Origin of the sequence: Agromyces fucosus (assembly GCF_004134865.1) — a bacterium.
Taxonomy (GTDB): Bacteria; Actinomycetota; Actinomycetes; order Actinomycetales; family Microbacteriaceae; genus Agromyces; species Agromyces fucosus.
In genome coordinates this window covers 424,837-442,493 of record NZ_SDPO01000003.1, presented here as the reverse complement: position 1 = coordinate 442,493, position 17,657 = coordinate 424,837, and the positions used below count along the sequence as shown (strand labels likewise).

11 protein-coding genes are annotated in these 17,657 nt (G+C 65.0%); 5 read left to right on the top strand and 6 right to left on the bottom strand.

Annotation, left to right across the window (positions count from 1 at the left end; genetic code table 11):
- The first annotated feature begins 8 nt into the window (after positions 1–8).
- From ESP57_RS13565 to ESP57_RS13545, 5 genes are all read left to right on the top strand, one after another.
- A complete protein-coding gene (locus tag ESP57_RS13565; protein WP_129231958.1) occupies positions 9–3,218 on the top strand; it encodes an Eco57I restriction-modification methylase domain-containing protein in 3,210 nt (1,069 codons plus the stop codon).
- Positions 3,215–5,470 (top strand): BREX-1 system phosphatase PglZ type B, encoded by a 2,256-nt coding sequence (pglZ, locus tag ESP57_RS13560; protein ID WP_129231957.1) that lies wholly within the window; start codon positions 3,215–3,217, stop codon positions 5,468–5,470. The genes ESP57_RS13565 and pglZ overlap by 4 nt, the downstream gene beginning before the upstream one ends.
- Before the next feature lie 36 nt (positions 5,471–5,506).
- Positions 5,507–7,555: a protease Lon-related BREX system protein BrxL gene (gene brxL, locus ESP57_RS13555; protein WP_129231956.1), complete on the top strand. Its 2,049-nt coding sequence runs from the start codon at positions 5,507–5,509 to the stop codon at positions 7,553–7,555.
- A 219-nt stretch (positions 7,556–7,774) separates the two neighbouring features.
- Positions 7,775–8,551 carry a CBS domain-containing protein gene (locus ESP57_RS13550; RefSeq protein WP_129231955.1) on the top strand — a complete coding sequence of 259 codons (777 nt, stop codon included), beginning with the start codon at positions 7,775–7,777 and terminating at the stop codon, positions 8,549–8,551.
- A 258-nt stretch (positions 8,552–8,809) separates the two neighbouring features.
- On the top strand, positions 8,810–10,507 hold the full coding sequence (locus ESP57_RS13545) for a DUF726 domain-containing protein (RefSeq protein WP_129231954.1): 1,698 nt from the start codon (positions 8,810–8,812) through the stop codon (positions 10,505–10,507).
- 92 nt (positions 10,508–10,599) lie between these two features.
- Here the strand turns inward: ESP57_RS13545 and ESP57_RS13540 are convergent, their stop codons facing one another.
- From ESP57_RS13540 to ESP57_RS13515, 6 genes are all read right to left on the bottom strand, one after another.
- Entirely contained in the window at positions 10,600–12,099 is a 1,500-nt protein-coding gene (locus ESP57_RS13540) for a hypothetical protein (protein ID WP_129231953.1), read from the bottom strand.
- The gene (locus ESP57_RS13535) at positions 11,985–13,334 is read right to left on the bottom strand and encodes a hypothetical protein (protein ID WP_129231952.1); all 1,350 of its coding nucleotides are present in this window, start codon (positions 13,332–13,334) and stop codon (positions 11,985–11,987) included. Before ESP57_RS13535 ends, ESP57_RS13540 begins: the two co-directional genes overlap by 115 nt.
- A 61-nt stretch (positions 13,335–13,395) precedes the next feature.
- Positions 13,396–14,664, bottom strand: coding sequence for an ATP-binding protein (locus ESP57_RS13530; protein WP_243648530.1), 1,269 nt, complete (start codon positions 14,662–14,664; stop codon positions 13,396–13,398).
- A 104-nt stretch (positions 14,665–14,768) separates the two neighbouring features.
- On the bottom strand, positions 14,769–16,205 hold the full coding sequence (locus tag ESP57_RS13525; protein WP_207904551.1) for an MFS transporter: 1,437 nt from the start codon (positions 16,203–16,205) through the stop codon (positions 14,769–14,771).
- Positions 16,206–16,342: 137 nt separating this feature from the next.
- The gene (locus tag ESP57_RS13520; RefSeq protein WP_129231950.1) at positions 16,343–16,846 is read right to left on the bottom strand and encodes a pyridoxamine 5'-phosphate oxidase family protein; all 504 of its coding nucleotides are present in this window, start codon (positions 16,844–16,846) and stop codon (positions 16,343–16,345) included.
- Positions 16,847–17,001: 155 nt separating this feature from the next.
- Positions 17,002–17,637 (bottom strand): hypothetical protein, encoded by a 636-nt coding sequence (locus tag ESP57_RS13515; protein ID WP_207904550.1) that lies wholly within the window; start codon positions 17,635–17,637, stop codon positions 17,002–17,004.
- Positions 17,638–17,657: the final 20 nt, after the last annotated feature.

Below are 17,657 nucleotides of genomic sequence, written 5' to 3'. Positions count from 1 at the left end.
GTATCCGCATGTCGGTGTTGTCGTCGGGTTTGCGTTCGATCTTGGAGCGGGCCGTGGGTGATGGTCGTGCCGCCGCTGAGGCGGGTGCAGCGGCGGCGTTGTCCCGTCTTGGTGTGATGGATGCGGCGTCGCCGGCGTACTTGACGGCGGACGAGATCGACCTGCGGGAGGGTCTGTTGGCGCGGGCGACCCAGTTGGGAGATCCGCGCACCAGTGGCGCGGTCGAGGATGCCGTCCCGTTGTTGATCGGGGAGGTCGCATACGAGCAGTGGCATCGGTTGCTCTTCGCCCGGTTCCTTGCGATGAACAACCTGCTCATGCACCCCGCGTACGGGGCCCCGGTCACACTGGAAGACTGTGAGGACCTAGCCGCCTCGTTAAGCGAGCCCGACGGCTGGTCGGTCGCAGCCCGGTTCGCGTCGCAGATCCTGCCCGGCATCTTCCGCCTCGACGACCCCGCCGTGCTGGTCCGGTTGGCGCCGGAGGACCGGTTGGCGTTGGAGAAGATCGTCACCAGTCTGCCCTCCGAGATCTTCACTGCGAACGACGCTCTGGGCTGGGTGTACCAGTATTGGCAGTCCAAGCAGAAGAAGGCCGTCAATGATTCCGGCCGCAAGATCGGCAGCGCCGACATCTCCCCGGTGACGCAGTTGTTCACCGAGGACTACATGGTGCGGTTCCTGCTGGAGAACTCCCTTGGCGCCTGGTGGGCGGCCCGCCATCCGCACTCTCCTCTGATCGCCGACTGGGACTACCTCCGTTTCGATGAGGGCGGGTTCCCTGCCGCCGGGTCATTCGACGGTTGGCCTGCCAGCATCGACCAGGTCACCGTCATGGACCCGTGCTGCGGGTCCGGGCACTTCCTGGTTGCTGCGTTCGGGATGCTGTGGCGGATGCGTGCCGAAGCCGAAGGGCTCTCTCCCGCTGACGCGCAGGACGCCGTGCTCCGCGAGAACCTGTACGCGCTGGAGCTGGACCCACGCTGCACCCAGATCGCCATGTTCAACATCGCCTTGGAGGCCTGGAAGCAAGGCGGCTACCGGGAACTGCCGGTGCCGAATGTGGCCTGCTCCGGCATCCCCGCCAAAGCCCCGCTGCACGAGTGGACCGTCCTTGCCGACGGCGACCTGAAACTCGAAACCGCCCTCACTCGGCTGCACGAACTCTTCAAAGACGCCGACACCCTCGGCTCCCTCATCGACCCCCGCCGCGCCGCCGAACAAGACGATCTCTTCGCCGTCGACTGGGACACGGTCTCCCCCCTACTCGACCAAGCCCTCACTAACGAAAACCACACCGACCGGGCCGCCGCCGTATTCGGCCACGCGGCCGCCGGCATCGCCCATGCCGCCGAACTCCTCACCCGCACTTACACCCTCATCGTCACTAACCCGCCCTACCTGAATGTCGGGCAACAAGATGAACTCCTTCGCGCCAACCTCCGCACGAGCTATGGCGACGCAAAGGGCGACCTCTCGACGGCGTTCACGAGTCGGGCCGCGCAACTTGCTGTTGTCGGTGGATCGGTAGGCCTAGTAACACCCCAGAGTTGGCTCTCCCTCGGGAGCTTCAAGAAGTTCCGGAATAGTTTCCTAGCCACAATGACTTTGGGCGTTCTCGTTCGTCTCGGTTCCGCCGCTTTCCGCGCCATCAGCGGTGAAGTTGTCAACGTCTGCATGTTCCTGTATACAACTCATCAACCATCGACCTCGCATTCTTTCTTTGGGCTTGATCTCAGCGAGTTTTCGTCCCCAACCCAAAAAGAGTCGAACCTGCGTACAGCTGCAGTCTTGCCCTTCAACCAACTCGACCAGCTCCAGAACCCCGATGGGCGCGTGGCCTTCCGAAAGCACAGCAACCTTCCGCAGCTGTCGGAGCACTCAGAGTCAACGCAGGGCATCTGCACTGGCGACATTCCCCGCTTTGGTCGGATGCATTGGGAACTAGGGCAAATCGACAACGGCTGGGAACCCCAGCAGAGCACGGTCAGCGGACTGATCGAGTTCGGTGGACGGGAGGGCGTTCTTCGCTGGGACAACGGGCGGGGTGCGCTAATGAAGTCGGTTACCGAACGTCTTGGCGCTGGCCGCGAAGGCGCTTGGATCAGAGGTCTGAATTTTGTTGGGCTTCGAGGGGTGGCAATCTCGCAGACTGGGCGGCTTTCCGCGACGATATTCGAAGGCAACCTGTTGGACAACAACACCGCAGCGATTGTGCCGAAGAACCCCGCCGACCTTCCTGCGATATGGGCCTATTGTTCATCCGAAACGTTCTCTGAGGCAGTGCGAGAGATTGATACCTCTCTAAAGATCACAAACCAGACCCTGCTCAAGGTGCCCTTCGATGCAGATTACTGGCGCCGGGTGGCAGCGGAGCGGTTCCCGGTTGGGTTGCCCGAGCCGTTCTCGGATGATCCGACGCAGTGGTTGTTCAAGGGTGTCGTGACCGGTTCAACGGAACCGATGCAGGTCGCGGTCGCTCGGCTGCTCGGGTTCTCGTGGCCCGACCAGGAACCTGACACTCTCGACACCCTCGCCGACGCCGACGGGATCGCGTGTCTTCAACCGATCGCCGGGGAAGCATCCGCAGGGGAACGGCTCCGCACTCTCCTCGCGACTGCATACGGATCCGACTGGTCCACCGGCAAACTCGACGAACTCCTCACCGCTGCTGGCGGCAAACCCGGCGACCTGGATGGCTGGTTACGGGACGGCGTCTTCAGACACCACGCCAAGGTGTTCCAGAACCGCCCGTTCATCTGGCAAGTCTGGGACGGCCGCGCCGACGGGTTCTCCGCCCTGATCAATTACCACCGCCTCGACCGGAAGACCTTGGAAAAACTCACCTACACCACCCTGGGCTGGTGGATCCAGAAACAGAAGGACGACGCCAGCAACGACATCCCCGGCGCCGCCGCCCGCCTCGCCGCCGCCGAACAACTCCGAACCAAACTCGAGCTGATCCTGGAAGGCGAACCGCCGTACGACATCTACGTCCGCTGGAAGAGTCTCGCCGAACAGCCCATCGGCTGGGACCCAGACCTCGACGACGGCGTCCGCATGAACATCCGCCCCTTCGTCGAAGCTGGCATCCTCCGCACCAAATTCACCATCAACTGGAACAAAGACCGGGGCACCAATCCCGACGGTACCGAACGCCATAACAACCTCCACCACACCAACACCCAGAAGCACCAAGCTCGCGGCGAGATCGAATGACCGCGACGTTCGCAGAGTTCGTTCTCGAGTCGGTCAAAGCAGCTGGCGCCTTCAACCCGGCCGACGAAGATGCGCCCGCCGCGATCCTGTGGCCCGACCCCACGCAATCGTGGGGACCCGTTGTGTCGCTATTTCGACATTCTGGCGTGGATATCTTGACTCTCGGCGATTTCTCCCCGGAGTCGTCGCAGGGTCCCGCCCTGTGGATCAGATCGAAGACCGTCACAGCAGGCGATGACAAAGATCCCACGATCATTTACCTGCCGGGGATTGATCGCGCGTCATTGCGAGCCCTGGAGGACTGTCCCCCGACTCTCCGGCCGATTGCAGAATTGCAGTTCCGAAGCGTCTGGTGGTCGCCAAGCGGAGATTCGGAGTGGACGCCCGTCTCATATCTTCGAAGCGCGGGCATCCGCGTCAGCTCCGATGATGCCACCGCGGAGGCGCTCTCGATTGCGCTCTCCGAACTGTCGATTGTTCCATTCGAGTCCCTCGTTGCCCGCAAGTACGTCGATGCCGATTACCTGAACACGCTCCTGGTTCCGGACCCTGTCAAGTCCCTCCTGAAGTGGATGGACTCGGAGGGCGAAGATCAGAGCGGCCCTAAATGGAAGGCGTTCGCAGGCACCTGTAAGCAGGAATTCGGTATCGATCCAGCAAAGGACGGTGTACTCACGGCCGTTGCCCGGCTCGGCGAACGGGAGGCGAAGTGGGCCCAGGTTTGGGCTCGGTTCTCCGAGGCGCCCTCGGCTTACCCACGCATCCTCGCTCGGCTACGCCAAGCGCGGGACAGCGTGTTCGTCACGTTGCATCCTGATTCGTGGCCGCAAGACAATGAATCGGCCGAAGCCGAGCTCTCAACCGCTTTGATCGCGGCCGCCAGCCTCGGCACGAGTTCCGAGGTACGCACGAGGGTCGCGTCGCTGGAAGCGGCCCACGCCGACCGAAGGGCATCCATTTGGGCGCAACTGCGGCAGACCCCGCTGGCCAATGCGATTGGTTACCTTGCGACGCTGGCCGACCAGACAAAGTCGACTGCTTCCCCAAAATCAGTCGCGGAGTTTCGCGAGTGGTACGTAACGGCTGGATCAGCGGTTGACGACCTCGTGCTGTCGGCGATCGCGTCGGTTCCGGAAGGTCCCCGCCGGGCCGCCGTCAGCGGCGTCATCCGCGCGACATACAGGGACTGGGCAGATGCCGGCGCACGCAAGTGGCAGGATCTGCTCGCTGACGAAGGCACCCTCTCTGACACAGGCCTCGAACTCGGAGTCGGCGAGTGCGCGCTGTTCGTCGACGGCCTTCGATACGACGTCGGGCGTCGCCTTGAACGAACCCTGGCTGAGATGGGAACCGCAGTTGAGCTTCGTTCGAGGCTCTCACCATTTCCCTCGATGACGTCGTCCGGCAAGCCCGCAGTTGCACCACTGGCGTCGAATCCGCACGGTGGGTCAGGCTTTGTACCTGAACTCGGTGGCAAGTCGATGGATGCCGCCAACCTGCGTACTGCCATGGCGAACAACGGTGTGACCGCGTTCGCTGCGACCGAGCACGGCGACACAACCGGCAAGGGGTGGACAGAAGCCGCCGACCTCGACGCGCTCGGTCACAAGGTCGATCTCAAGATGGCCGATCACCTCGACGGGGAAATCGCAGAGATTGCAGACCGTGTCCACGGATTGCTTGAACATGGATGGACGCGCGTTCACGTCGTCACGGACCACGGATGGCTTCTCATGCCGGGTGGCCTTCCGGTCGTGGGGATCGAGATGGCAAAGACCGTTGTCAAGAAGTCTCGGTGTGCCCAACTCGGCTCACACGCGGGAGGAATCGATCAACCGGAGTTTCCCTGGACGTGGGATCCGTCGGTCCGTGTCGCGATTCCCCGCGGAATCGCTGCTTTCGAGTCCGGAAGAGTCTATGACCACGGCGGGGTTAGCCCTCAGGAGACGATCATTCCTTATCTGATTGCAGGGAAGGTTGCGCCTGCGTCTTTCGTGCGCATCGAAGAAGCGACGTGGAAGGGAATGCGCTGTCGCATCAGCGGTGAGGGGCTGTCGCCCGATCTATTCAGCGACATGCGATTGAAGCCGGCTGATGCGGGTACATCAATCGTCGCGCCGAAGCCTTGGGCACCGGATGGGACGTCCCTGCTGGTCGCGGATGATGCGCTCCTCGGCACCTCCGCCCACATCGTGATCATCAATTCGGCGGGCGTGGTCATCGCCCAGACGACGACCACAATCGGAGGATGATGAGTACGCGCTCCGCATCGCAAGAGAAGGGACCACATGCAAGAGCTCGATGACCTCGATCGCACTGCAGCCCTCGCCTTCGACGGCTTCATGGTACGAAAAGACCTCGCTCAGAAATTCAAGGGCGCGTACCCTGTTCCAACCTACGTGGGCGAGTTTCTCCTGGGTCGCTACTGCGCCACGACGGATGAAGAAGAAATCGCCGAAGGCCTCGCAATTGTGGAGCGTCTCCTGCGCGACCGGACGGTGCGCGCAGGAGAGGAGGAGCTCTTCAAATCGCGTGCTCGCGAGCAGGGCGCAATCAAGCTCATCGACCTCATCCAAGCGAAGCTCGATCCAAAGGCGAACGCGTACGTAGCGACACTGCCGAGCCTCATGTTGACCGACGTGCGCATCGACGATTCACTCGTCGCGAACAACGAGCGCATGCTGACGGGCGGCTTCTACGCCGAGATCGATTTGGAGTATGACGCAGCGATCGCTGGCGAGTCGTCAGGCAAGCCATTTGGAATCGTCGGTCTGCGTCCCATCCAACTATCGACGAAGTCCGCACTCGGTGATCTGGCGCATGGCCGGGCCGCTTTCTCCACATCGCAATGGAAACAACTGCTGCTCCGGAGTGTTGGCTTCGAGCCATCGCAATTGACGGACCGCCAACAGGACATCCTGTTGATGCGGATGATTCCGTTTGTCGTGAAGAACTACAACATGGTCGAACTGGGCCCACGCGGCACCGGCAAGTCACACCTGTTCCAGCAGGTCTCACCTCACTCGCACCTGATCTCGGGCGGCAAGGCGACCGTGGCCCGCATGTTCGTCAACAACTCGACGGGACAGCGCGGGCTTGTGGCCCAGCACGACGTCGTGTGCTTCGACGAGATCTCTGGCGTCTCCTTCGATCAGAAGGACGGTGTGAACATCATGAAGGGGTACATGGAGTCCGGCGAATTCAGCCGTGGCCGCGAGAGCATCCGTGCGGACGGATCGATCGTCCTGGTCGGTAACTTCGATGTCGATGTCGCCCACCAGCAGCGGGTCGGACACCTGCTATCGCCGTTGCCGCCGGAGATGCGTGACGACACGGCCTTCATGGATCGATTGCACGCCTACCTGCCGGGCTGGGATGTCCCGAAACTCAACCCTGCCTACTTCACGGGTCACTTTGGGTTGGTGAGCGACTTTCTCTCAGAGTGCTGGTCGCAGTTGCGTTCACAGAGCCGTCTGTCGCTCATTCAAGGCCGAATCCATCTGGGGGATGCCCTCAGCGGTCGCGATACCACCGCAGTTTTCAAAACAATCGACGGCTTGCTGAAGCTGTTGTATCCGAATCCAGAGACCGAGATCGCGGATGAAGACATCGCTTGGGCTGCAGAACTGGCGCTGGAATGCCGGCGACGCGTGAAAGAGCAACAGCGCCGCATCGGTTCCGCGGAGTTCCGCAACACTCAGTTCGGGTATCGCGTCGGCGAAGAGGGGATCGAGAAATTCGTCGTAACCCCTGAGTTGCAGAGTCCCGACACGATCGGCCTCGACCCACTGCCACCAGGCCAGGTTTGGGGTATCACTCCCGGCATCGGCGACGAGCCCTCCGGCCTGTACCGGATCGACGTCACGGAGACTGCCGGCAGCGGCGTACGAATTGTCAACCGGCCAACGCCCGCCGCTCTCCGCGAGAGCATTCACGTCGCAGAACAGAACCTCATCGCACAGGCTCGCGGCCTCGTCGGCGATAAGTCTCCGCGCGAACACGAGTTCAATGTGCAGGTACGCGCACTCGATGCCTCGAAGTCGGGCGGATCGTTGGGTCTCCCTGTACTGCTGGCATTATGCAGTTCACTCCTTCAACGCAGCATTAAGGGTGGGCTAATCACGATTGGAAACCTCACACTCGGTGGGGGCATCGAGAGTGTAATGAACGCAGCCGAGCTCGCGGAGATCGCCATGGAGAAGGGCGCAGAGACATTGCTACTACCCGTCTCTGCACGGAAGCAATTGTTTGACGTCAGCGATGAAGTCGCAACGAAACTGTCGTTCGTCTTCTATTCGGATGCGGTCGATGCACTGGTGAAGTCGCTCGCCGACTGATCGAGTAACTGGTGTTACGCTTCCCGTTCGAATCTCCGCGGACGTTGATTGAGCTGGTTTCGTTATGCCACGAGAGCCTCGGGGGTGGCTGTTATCGGGCGGGGCCCGCCTAGAGCGCGCTCTTGCCGATAAGGGGCACCACGTTCGCCTCTCGCCCGATCGAAGCTCGTGGAATCCCCGCTGCAATGTGGCACCGCTCCCACCTGCGAATATGGGGGCATGCCCCGAGCAACTCGCCTCCGAATCGACTACATCCCAAGCGCCTCGATCGTCCCCGTCATCACAGTAAAGGCATCGGATTCGTTGAACCGCGCTCGGACGCTTATGGAGCTTCACAGCTTCTCGCAGCTTCCAGTGATGCGCGGGAACCGTCCAATTGGTGTCGTGAGTTGGGAGTCAATCGGAAGGGCATTGCTGAAGAATCCACATGCAGAGCTCGCTGAGTGCATCGATACGCCGGTTGAGAAAAAGAAACTCGACGGCGACTTGTTGGCATCGATCGCATCGATTAACGCGAAGGGTTACGTGCTGGTGGTGAACGACGATGGGAGCATCTCGGGCATCATCACCAGCGCCGACCTCGGCGAGGCACTAGCCGACATCGCAGGCCCCTACCTTCTTCTATCGGAAATCGAAGAGCTGCTCCGCGCCATCGTTCAGCGGCTCGTGGATGGAAGGCATGTGACGGAGGGCGACGTCCAGCGCGCGCTGCAGGATTCGGCGAAGGGGTACGGCGGCGACCCAGCGTCTCTCACTCTCGGCGACCTCGCGAATGTTTTTGCCACTGATGGCGCTTGGAAGGCTCTCGACACGAAGTACGACCGGTCGACTCTGAACCGCGCGCTCGGCGAGGTGACGCAACTCCGCAACAAGATCATGCACTTTCGGACACTGGAAGGAAGCGACAGGGACATCGTGCGGCGACTCCCATTCGTGCGCGACGTCCTTGGCAATCTGTCAGATGAGTTCCGACCTGAGGCGACGAACCAGACCTAGTTGAGTGGCATGTGCCTAGGAACACCCCACTGCGACCGCAAGCCACCAGAATGCGGAGTTGCGCAGCTGTGCACCGGGAGTCGGAACCAGGCGCTCACCCGCGCCCACAATGGGCACCCACACGGGCCCGTGATCACTGGCGCCCAGGGGCATTGGTCGAAGTGTGCGTGAGCGTTGGTCGCTCGTCGTCGACGGCAGGCGGTGTTGCCGAGGGTGGTGTGCGCGGTCTCGTGTCTGCGGTTGTGGGACGATCTAGCCATGCCCGGCTCTCTCCATGCCCATGTCCTCGAAGGAACACGCCTGAAAGTTGATGTGGTCTCGGATCAGGGGGCGACACTGTCGCTGGTCGGAGAGCTCACCGACATGGAGCCGACCGTCGACAGCGGTGGCGTCCTCGAGAGCAATCCTGCGTTGCGAAGCAATATGTGGGCATACGCGAAGACCTGGCACACCGCGCGCACGACGTCGAATGCGCGCGCGCTCAGCTTGGCCGATCCGGCCGAGCAGAGGGTGGCTTTGAAGCTGGTGGAGGAGACGAAGCGGATCGCCCAGAAGCAGTCCGATGCCTACGCGAAGACAGCGCAGTGGATCGCGGACGTTGCTGACGACGTCTCGCTGCTAGAGGTCGAGCATGGATGGTGCTCGTCGTGCTTCTTCCTGACTGAGCATCGGAAGTCGAACCGTCCGGCAGGTCAACTTCCCGTGTATGTATGTCAGGGGTGCGGGTCTCCGACTCTGCCGTGCGTCGCGGTCGGCTGCGACAACATGGCAGTGCGGGTACGCGGCGCAATCCGTGTCCCACAGTTCTGCGCCGAGCATCGCCGCGACATCCCGGGATTCGAGAAAGCTCAGGGTACGATCGGCGAGCTTCACGACTACGAGGAGTTCCTCCAGTACGACAAGCCCGATCTCGATAAGGCATCCAAGCTCGCCGTAAGCGGCGTCCTCGCGGTGGGGCTTGCGATCCCCGTTGCATTCCTTGCGGCACCCGCCATCGGGGGCGCAATCGGATCGCTCGGCATGTTTGGCGGCTTCTCCGGCGCCGCAGCAACTTCTCACGGACTAGCCCTCCTCGGCGGGGGCAGCCTCGCCGCCGGCGGCCTCGGCATGGCTGGCGGCACCGCCGTCGTCACCGCCGTCGGCGCCGCCGTCGGGGGTGCGCTCGGCGCCTCCGTTGCGAACGCATACCTTCGCGAAGACAAGTCGTTCCGCATCGAACTGCTCCGCCCCGGCAAGGGCGGCGTGCCCGTGCTCGTCGCCAACGGCTTCCTCACCGACGGCAAGGGTGACAAGTGGGGAAGTTGGAAGCCGATCGTCAACGAGCGGTACCCGGACTCCCCGGTCTATCGGGTGTGGTGGGGCGCAAAGGAACTCCGCGACTTCGGTGTACTCGGAGCGAATGCGTTGGGGAAAGCTGGAGGCGTCGCCGCTGCCAAAGCAGCAGCAGCCGTTGGCACCAAAGCTGGAGCGAGGTTCCTGGGGAACGTCGTCGGCCCGGCGATGATCACCGCCGACCTGGCTAAGAATCCCTGGCACGTGGCTAAGAGTCGCGCGGACAAAACAGGTGTCATCCTCGGTGACCTGCTGGCCCGCACCGACGCGGAGTCCTACGTGCTCATCGGTCACAGCCTCGGAGCACGGGTGATGGTCGTCGCCGCTGAGTCCCTTGGTACCAAGCCAGGCGGTCCTCGAATCGAATCTGCGCACCTGCTCGGTGCTGCTATCGGTGCAAAGAGCAACTGGGACGCGTTGACAGCCGCCGTCGACGAGGTCGTCTATGGCTATCACTCGACGAACGACAACGTCCTGAAGTTCGTCTACAGGACAGCACAGGCAGGAGAGGCCGCAGCGGGACTCCTTGGCTTCACTCCGGTGTCGAGCAAGCTGCAGAACGTCGACGTATCCGACCGCGTAAAGAGTCACTTCGAGTATCAGGACAACGCACGGCTCTTGTGAGGTTCGATGACCGCGACTCGCAATTGCCCGCCACCGAAGAACCCTCCGCTCAGGCACGCTCAGTCGCACCGGCTCACGAACCCTCGAACCGCTCAGCCGGCGATTCGTCGTTCGTCGGCGAGCGATCCGGCCCGGCTACGCGACCCGAGCGGTCGTCCATGACGCCGCAACGCTTCGATGTCGTGCCGGGCACGGCGCAGGGACTCGCTCGCGAGCGACGCGACCCGCTGGGCCATCGCGATGACCTGCTGTCGGTGATCCTGGTCCGTTGTAGTGATGACCGCCATTGAGCCGCCGAGGAAGTGGCCGAGATCGATACGGGCGTGCTCGGACTCGGCCAGCCTCGTGAGCGCCTCGGGGCTGATCCAACCCGGGTGAGCGGCGATGGCATCGCGGGCGACATCGAGCTGTCGGTCGGCGTCCCTGATTGCATGGTGCACGTGGTCCACGAGTGGAATCAGATCCGTCGCGCGCTCGCGGGCCGCTGCGATGGCGGCAACCAACGTCGCGCGCGCCTCGCGCAGTCGGCTCAGATGGGCGAACGGGTCGGTGTCCACCCCAGCCTGCGGGATGGCGGCGAGGGCTGCCTGCAGCTCGCCGACCACATCCGCGACGCGGCGAGATCGCGGCTCCTCGAGTGCGGCCGCGAGATCCCGACGGCACTCCTCGACGAGCGCCACCAGCATCGCCTCCGCCCGCAATGCCTCGACCTCGAAGGTCTCGACCGCATCGAGCAGACTGACTGCCCGTTGCACAGAAGTCGTGGATGCCTCGAGCGCGACGCTCGCCTGCTCACGGTGACCGGCCGCATGTCGCACCTCGGCCACAGCCACGCTGTGCTCGGCGAACTTGATCAGTCGATCGGCCTCCGCAGGGTTGCCGTCCACCCGAGCGATCGCCTCGCGGGCATACCGGGCGGCAAGCCGATCGAGGGTGTCGCCGGCGCTCGGGATTCGGGCGCGCAGGCGCTCGAGGTCGGCTCGCACGGCTGCGACGATCTCAGGCGCGCGCCGCACCCGCCTAGCCCGGTCGGCGAGGGCGGTGGTGTGCCGTTCGAGCTCATCCTCAGCCGACTCGCAGAGCTGCACGATGCGCAGGTTGCGGGCGCGTACCTCGTCGACGCTGCCGGGCATCGGGTCATGATTGAGCCGGTGCAGTCGGAACGCGTCGTTCAGGTGCGTGCGCACCTCGACGAGCGTCTCGCGCAGTTGCGTCGTGGCGTCGGACCCGAGCTCCGCCTCGGCGAACCCCAGATCGTCGACCGCGACGCGGACGCGTTCGTCGGCGGCGACTAGGGCCGATCCGGCCCGCTTCGCCAGGTCGGCGTCGCGAACCGCGAGTTCAGACGCACCGCGTGTGCGCCCGACCCGGAGACATCTGACCCGAAAACCGGCCATGGTGAATCCAACGATCGGTGTTCGCAACCCGCATGTCAACGTTTCCTTGACAGCTAGGCGGACTTCAACCAGACCAGAGGTCAGTCGAAGATGCCGTCGAGGACGCTTCCGATGACGAGGCCGCCGAGGATGCCGCCCATCATGTCGCCGCCACCGCTGCGTCGACCACCGCCGCCCCAGCCGTCGCCGCCCCACTGACCGGGATCCTGCGGGCGTGACGAGTCGATGTCGCGCTGCGCGAGCTGCAGCGCCTCGGCCGCGAGGTGCGCGACGCGACGGGCCATCAGCATCGCCTGCTCGCGATGGTCTTCGTCGATGACGCTGACGGTCGCCGCAGGTGAACCAAGGAACCGGTCGAGGTCGACCCGTACGCGTTCGGACTCGGCGAGTCGGGTGCGGGCGTCGGCGCCGATCCATCCGCGGTGGCCGGCGATGACGTCGCGAGCGACCGCGAGCTGCCGATCGGCGTCGTCGATGGCGTGGTGCACGTGCTCGAGCGGCGGGATCGGGCGCGCAGCGCGCTCGCGGGCCGCGGCGATCGCGGCATCCAGCCCAGAGTTCGCATCGCGGAGGCTACTGAGCTGCGCGAACGGGTCGGTGTTGACGCCGGCCGCCGGGAGAGCGGCGAGGGCACCCCGCAACGCGACGATCGCGGCCGTGACCGCAGGCGTCTGGGGCTCCTTCTGGGCGACGGCGAGGTCGCCGCGGGAGTCCTCGATGATCGCCGACAACGTCGACTCGGCGCGCAGCGCCTCGACCTCGAAGGTCTCGACGGCGTCAAGCAAGGTCGCTGCGCGGCGCACCGACTCGGTCGACGCCTCGAGCGCGAGGTTGGCCTGTTCGCGCTGCCCGGCCTCACGGCGGCGCTCGGCGACGCCGGCACTGTGCTCCGCGAATCCGAGCAGCTGTTCGGCCTGGGCGGGGTTGGCCTCCACCTGGGCGAGCGCCTCGGGCGCGTAGCGGGCGGCGAGTCGGCCGATGGTGTCACGGGCGGTGGGGATGCGGGTGCGGACGCGCGCGGCATCCGCTCGCACTCCGGCGATGATCTCGGGAGCCCGGCGCGCCCGTGCGATCTTGTCGGCGAGGGTCGACATGTGCTCGTCGAGCACGTCTTCGGCCCAGTCGCAGAGCTGCACGATGCGGGCGTTGCGCTGCCGCAGCTCTTCGGCGGTGTCGGGAATCTCGTCGTGGTTCAGCTGGTTCAGCCGGAACGCCTCGCCGAGGTGCTCCTTCACCGCGGCGAGCGCGGTGCTCAGCTCGGCGGTCGCCTCGTGGCCGAGCTCGGCATCGGCGAAGGCGAGCTCGTCGGCGGTGACGCGCACGCGCTCGTCGGCGGCGACGAGGGCCGTTCCCGCCCGCTGCGCCAGAACGGCATCTTGAGCGTCGAGTTCTTGCTCTTCGCGCTTTCGCTTGCCCCAGAATCCGGCCATGCCATTGATCCTATGGGCGCGGCTGGGAGGTGGCTGATGCGCGGTCGAACCAGCTCCTTCCTCAAGGCCCGAACGCGCCGATCGCGATGACATCCACCCCATCGGGGCGGCGGTATGAAGGGCCGCTGCCCACGATGACGCCGAGGGTGGGCGCCAACGCATCGGTGCGTGTATCGACGTCGCCGGCAAACCGCAGCAGCGAATTTGCAGCCGCCTCGATCGTCTCGGGGCTGTTGCCGAGCTTCACCTCGAACGCGGCCCATCTGCCATCTCGTCGCTGCACGATGGCGTCGACTTCGCGTCCTGTCGAGTCGCGTGCATGGAACACGTCAGCACCAGTCGCCTGCGAGAACGCACGAAGCTCGTGAACGACGAGGGACTCGAAGAGCTGGCCGAGGAACGCGAGGTCTTTTCGAAGCGCCGTTGCATCGGCACCCAGTAGGGCAACGGCGAGCGACGGATCACAGAAATGACGCTTGGGCTCCTTCCGCAGCGTGGCGGATGAGCGCAAATGCTGCGACCACGCGGGCTGGTCCTCGACAACGAAGATTCGAGCCAGCGCATCCAGATATTCGCGCACCGCGTCCCGAGAGAGGGATGCCTCGTCGCGCGCGAGTGTGGAGATGGAGATCTCGGTTGCTGTTGCACGAGCGAGCGAGGTCATGAGCCTGCGGACTCTCCGCGGATCGCGGGCCGTACCGGCTGTCTGTATGTCGACTTCAGCGACGAATGAGACGTAGTCTCTCAGCCCTGCGAGCACGTCGGTCGCGGAAGACCCAACGAACCCCGGCCATCCGCCGACCGCGATACGCGTGATCAACGCGTCGAAGGTGAGACCGGGATCTACAGCACGAGGCGCCGCGCCTTCGAGGAGCGCACCGAACGACACGTTTCCATTCGAGTGCCCGCTTTCGAACAAGGTCATCGTGTGCATCTGGAGCCGCGCGAACCGCCCGGCACCGGAGTGACGGCTCGCGTCACGGGATGGTGCCGTCGAGCCCGTCAGAATGAACTGGCCGCGGCTCCCCCGCGAATCGACTTCTCGGCGCACGGCATTCCAGAGCCGCGGTTGCAGTTGCCATTCATCGAACAACCGCGGTGTGTCACCCTCGAGCAGCAGTGCCGGATCGACGGCCATCAACTGATCGACGCTCGGATCCGTATCGACGTGCACGACGCTCGCCGATTGCTGCAGTGCCGTCTCGGTCTTGCCGCACGCCTTTGGACCCTCGATGAGCACCGCGCCAGCGCGCGCGAGCGCGGCGGTGAGCTCGCCGTCTGCAAGACGCGGAACATATGCCATGTGCACCTCGGTCGCCAGTTGAAGCACGAGCCAGTCGTCAATTTGTAGACCATCAGGTCGTCAATTTGTAGAGTACCGGGTCGTCAATTCAGAGACAAGGGGATGATCGAATTCACCTCGAACGATCAGGCTCAGACCGGCACGAGGTCGTCGGTCGGGACATCCGCAACTCCGGCAGCATTGGTTTCGACAGGCTCAACCGGCAGGGGAGCGACTGGCTCGGGTTCGGCCGGGTCGGTTTCGACAGGCTCGGTTTCGGCAGGCTCAACCAACAGAGCATCGAGCGGGTGCGCGATCTCATCGCGCGTCATCCGCGCCGCCACGATCGCGACCACACCGATCACGAGCGGGGCGACCCCCGCGATGAGGAACACCACTGGCAGCCCGACCGTCTCCCCCGCCGGCCCGGCGATGGCCATCGACACGGGCATGAACGCGAGCGAGACGAAGAAGTCGAGGCTCGAGACCCGCCCGAGCATGGCCGACGGCACCCGGCGCTGCAGCAGCGTTCCCCAGATCACCACGCCACCGTTGAACGCGGCGCCGACGGCGAACGCCGCGACCACCATGAGCCAGATCTGGTCGGTCAGTCCGAAGACGGCGAGCGGGAGGCATCCGAATGCCCACAGCAGGTTCATGACCGTCAGGTAGCGACGCGGCAGCCTGAGGGAGGCGACGACCATCGAGCCGACCGCGCCGCCGATGCCGAACGCCGCGAGGATCAGCGCGTGCTCCTGCGGGCCGCCGCCGGCGGCATCCTTGATCACGAACGGCACGAGCACCTCGAACGGTCCCATGATCAAGAGGATCAGGAGCGACGCGAACCCGAGCGTGACGAGCAGCCAGGGCGTGCGGGCCATGTAGACGAAGCCCTCGCGCACGTCGACGAGCAATGCGAGCGCCGGATGCCGCGAGCTGCCGCCGCTCGCTTCGGCCTCTGCCTGCTCGCCATGCTCGCTGGCCTGCTCACCCCGCACCGGCAGGTCGGGCACCTTCACGAGGCATCCGACCGCCGCAGCCCCCGTCAGCGCGGCGACGGCGAGTGCCGCACCGGGCGACGAGACGGCGATGAGCGCGCTCGCGAGCGCCGGGCCTGCGGCCTGCATGAGCACGGGCCGGGCCATGCCCTCGAATCCGTTGGCGGCGAGCAGCTGGTCTTCGGGCACGACGCTCGGCAGCAGCGCCGAGTAGGCCGGGTAGTACAGCCCGGCCATGACACCGCCGACGAGGGCCACCGCGGCGAGCTGCCAGACCGCGAGCGTGCCCGTGAGCGAGAGCAGCGCGACGATGCCGACGCTCGCGGTGCGCACGACCTCGACGACGAGCAGGATCCTCCGCTGCGGAATACGGTCGGCGAGCGCGCCGCCCAGCAGTGTCGTCAGCAGCATGCCGATCGCCGACGCGCCCGCGACGAGCGAGAGCTCGGCTGCACCGCCGCCGATCGCCACGATCTGCCAGACGAGCGCGACCAGCCAGATGCCGGAACCGACGAGGGATGACACGAGGGCCGCCGCGAGCCAGCGATAGGCGGGGTTGCGCAGCGGCCGAAGAGCCCGGGGAGTCGACACGATCTTCTCCTACGACATGAGAGCGAATACCTCAGAAGCGGATGCCTCTACTCATGCGTCGATTCGCAGCGGGCGAGATCGACATCGGGCGCGCTCGATCTCGCGTGTCATCTCGGCGCGATCACCCGAACGCCCGATCACCTCATCGGAACGCTGACCCGCCCCTCCGTCTCGTCGAGCACGAACACGTCGGTCGCGCGTGCCACGTACAGGCGGTGCGGTGCGTCGCCGGTGACAGCCGCTTCATCCCAAGGCGGGAGCCCGCGATCCACCGATCGCCCGCTGTACACGGCGAGCGCAGCGGCCAGATCGGCGTCGTCGACCTGGCCGGCGACCGCATCGACGTTCAGGGCCTCGGCCCGGCCGACCGGCGCCGTCGAGTCGAAGACGACGAGCGCCACTTCGGGGCGTACCTCGAGGTTGCGCGAGTGACGTCTCACGATTCGCGACACCCAGTAGAACTCCGAGAGGCCGCGCGCCGCGAACCAGACCGGGCTCGCCCACGGGCGCCCGTCGGCGTCGGCCGTGGCGAGGGTCAGATAGGTGTTCTGCTCGATCAGACGTCGGGCCGTGTCGGTCGGTGTCTCAGCCGGCGTCTCCCCCGGCGTCTCGGGCGAGGTCGCTGCCGTGTCGTTCTGCATGGGCGACACGGTAGCCGAGTACGACGGCGACCACGAGGCATCCGCGCCTGGAACCGGCGGACGAGCCCGACCAGCGGATGCCTCGCTGACGCCGCAGTTCCCCCTCACCGTTGCTGTGCCGATGAGGGGGAACTGGCATATCGTCGCTGCGGCTCCTACTCGAACAGCGACAGCGTGAGGGTGGCCGTGTAGCCACCGGCGGCGACGGTCGCCGGCGTGCGCAGGAAGAGCGCCGCATTGGCCGTCCACTGGCCCTCGGGGAGGATCTCGGCCGAACCGTGCGCCATCGCCAGCAGCTCCTGGTCGACGAGGCCGAACGGCAGCTGCGCGTCGGGGTCCTCCGCGTCCATGACCGTGTCGACGACGTCGCCCTCGGAGACGAGGCCGGCCTCGCCGCCGTCGATCAGGTTCGGCGCCCAGCCGAGGTGACCTGCCCCGATCGCCGGCTGCCCGGCATCGCCGGTGAAGTCGCTCGCCGTGCCGAGCACGTACCAGCCGGCGCCGGCGGGGATCTCCGCCGCCGAACGGGTGTCGGTGATGGTCACGGTGGGCAGCTGCCCCGTGAACTGACGCTCGACCTCGGTCGACCCGTTCTCGGTCAGCGTCGTCGACGTGCTCGCCACCGTCATCGCCAGCACGCCCGGCTCGCTGATGTCGGCGATCTGCACGGTAACGTCGACCTCGCCGTCGCCGTACTGCTCCTCGGCCGCCGCCATGCCGGCGACACCGACGAGCATGATCGCCCCGAGGCCGACGGCGCACGCGCCCGCGGTGAGTCGTCTGCTTCTCATATTCATCACTCCTGTTTCTC

Excerpts from the sequence above, each read along its gene's own strand:
- ESP57_RS13515 (WP_207904550.1), bottom strand. The coding sequence starts at position 17,637 with ATGAGAAGCAGACGACTCACCGCGGGCGCGTGCGCCGTCGGCCTCGGG.
- ESP57_RS13565 (WP_129231958.1), top strand. The coding sequence starts at position 9 with ATGTCGGTGTTGTCGTCGGGTTTGCGTTCGATCTTGGAGCGGGCCGTG.
- ESP57_RS13545 (WP_129231954.1), top strand. The coding sequence starts at position 8,810 with ATGCCCGGCTCTCTCCATGCCCATGTCCTCGAAGGAACACGCCTGAAA.
- pglZ (WP_129231957.1), top strand. The coding sequence starts at position 3,215 with ATGACCGCGACGTTCGCAGAGTTCGTTCTCGAGTCGGTCAAAGCAGCT.
- ESP57_RS13535 (WP_129231952.1), bottom strand. The coding sequence starts at position 13,334 with ATGGCCGGATTCTGGGGCAAGCGAAAGCGCGAAGAGCAAGAACTCGAC.
- brxL (WP_129231956.1), top strand. The coding sequence starts at position 5,507 with ATGCAAGAGCTCGATGACCTCGATCGCACTGCAGCCCTCGCCTTCGAC.
- ESP57_RS13520 (WP_129231950.1), bottom strand. The coding sequence starts at position 16,846 with ATGCAGAACGACACGGCAGCGACCTCGCCCGAGACGCCGGGGGAGACG.
- ESP57_RS13550 (WP_129231955.1), top strand. The coding sequence starts at position 7,775 with ATGCCCCGAGCAACTCGCCTCCGAATCGACTACATCCCAAGCGCCTCG.